The sequence below is a fragment of the Occallatibacter sp. genome, from assembly GCF_049802275.1.
Taxonomy (GTDB): domain Bacteria; phylum Acidobacteriota; class Terriglobia; order Terriglobales; family Acidobacteriaceae; genus Telmatobacter.
The window spans coordinates 1-1670 of record NZ_JBARMD010000728.1; the positions used below are offsets into that span (position 1 = coordinate 1).

A 1670-nucleotide genomic window follows, 5' to 3' on the forward strand; every position below is an offset into this window, starting at 1 on the left:
GATGGCCGCCGAAGACCCCACCGTCAAGGTCATAGTCAACGCCCGAAACGTAGGCTCCGACCGCTCCGGCATGCACGCCCTCCTCCAGGCCCAGGGCGACGCCATCGGCATCCTCGTCGCCGACCTCCAGGACCCCCCCGAACTCTTCGCCGACATGATCCACGCCTGGGAGGGGGGCGCCCCCATCGTTGCCGGCATCAAGAACACCAGCGACGAAAGCTGGCTGATGTACCGCCTGCGGACCGCTTATTACCGGCTCGTTGCGCGCCTCACAAACGTGCGCATCATGGCCCATTTCACGGGATTCGGGCTCTATGATCGCAGCGTAATCGACAAGATTCGCGCCGATTTTCGCGACCCCTACCCCTATTTCCGCGGAATGATCGCCGAATTGGGCCTTCCAGTAGCCATAGTTCACTACAATCAGAACCGTCGCGCCCGCGGCATCACCAGCCAGAACTTCTATTCCCTCTATGACTTCGCCATGCTGGGCATCACCAACCTGTCGAAGGTTCCGCTCCGCCTGGTGGTCTTCGCCGGATTCGTCTCAGCCTTCCTGAGTTTTCTCACGGGCATGTTCTACCTCGTCTACAAGCTTGTGTATTGGAAGAACTTCACGGTCGGTGTGGCGCCCGTCGTGCTGGGTCTCTTCTTCCTGGGCTCAATTCAACTGATCGCGCTTGGGATCATCGGCGAATACGTGGGCTCCATCCACACGCTTGTGTTAAGACGGCCGCTTGTGACGGAGAAAGAACGCATCAATTTCTGACCACATCGCCCTGGCCGCTGAACTACCCCGAAATTTGTTGTTTCCGATTCCAGGCGGCGGTGCGTCGAATTGATTCCGCGAGCGGGACCGTCTCCTCAAGGCCAAGCAGCTTGCGAGCTCGATCAACGGATGGCACGTAGCGCTCAGGCTGTGCTCCGGGTGCCGCCTCCTGCGCAACCCTGATTTCGGTCTTTGGATTTAGCGTTGCCGTTACAATCTGGGCTAATTCAAGAATGCTAATGTCTTTTGCCGAGCCTACATTGATGGGCATCAGATCTGGTGCGCGGAACAGGATGGTCCATAGCCAGACGGCGAGGTCGGCAGCATACAGGTACGATCGGCGCGGCGTACCGTCGCCTTTGATTTCGATTGGCCTGCCAGCGAGGACATCGCCAATGAAGTTGCCGATGGCGAAGTGCTCGTCGAGGGGGAGATGGGGACCGCAGAAGGCCCAACACCGTGCAATCTTGCACCCGATTGCGAACTTCTTGTGATATTGAACGCAAAGATGTTCGGCAACCCGCTTGCCTTCGGCATAGACACTTGCTGGGTTCATCGGATCTGGAGCGCCGGTGTAGCTCTCAGGTACATGACTAAGATCGGCTGGTTGCTTCCCGTAAATCGCGCCCGAACTCGTCAAGAGAAATGCCTGGGTGCGGTGTGTTGCCGCGAACTCCAGAGTGCGTGCCGTGCCCTCGATGATCGTGGAAAGCATCTCGAGCGGGGCCTCAGTGGCCTGCCTCGCGCGCGCCTCGGTGGCCGCGTGGACCACGTAATGAAACTCTCCGGCAGGGAATTCAAAATTGCGAACGTCGCCACGGTGCAGCGTTATGGATGGATCTGCGGCGAGACGGGGGCACTTCTTCGCGAACTGCTCGGGTTGGCGAGTGAGGACGGTGGC

The 1670-nt window shown here is 59.2% G+C and carries 2 protein-coding genes; one reads left to right on the top strand and one right to left on the bottom strand.

The window, feature by feature from the left end; translation table 11 throughout:
- Positions 1-769 (top strand): glycosyltransferase (locus WA354_RS24445; protein ID WP_472815637.1); only part of this gene is annotated, 769 nt, incomplete at its 5' end.
- A gap of 22 nt (positions 770-791) precedes the next feature.
- On the opposite strand, the gene WA354_RS24450 is transcribed toward WA354_RS24445, so the two are convergent.
- The coding region (locus WA354_RS24450; RefSeq protein WP_472815638.1) for an NAD-dependent epimerase/dehydratase family protein at positions 792-1670 on the bottom strand (879 nt) is incomplete at its 5' end.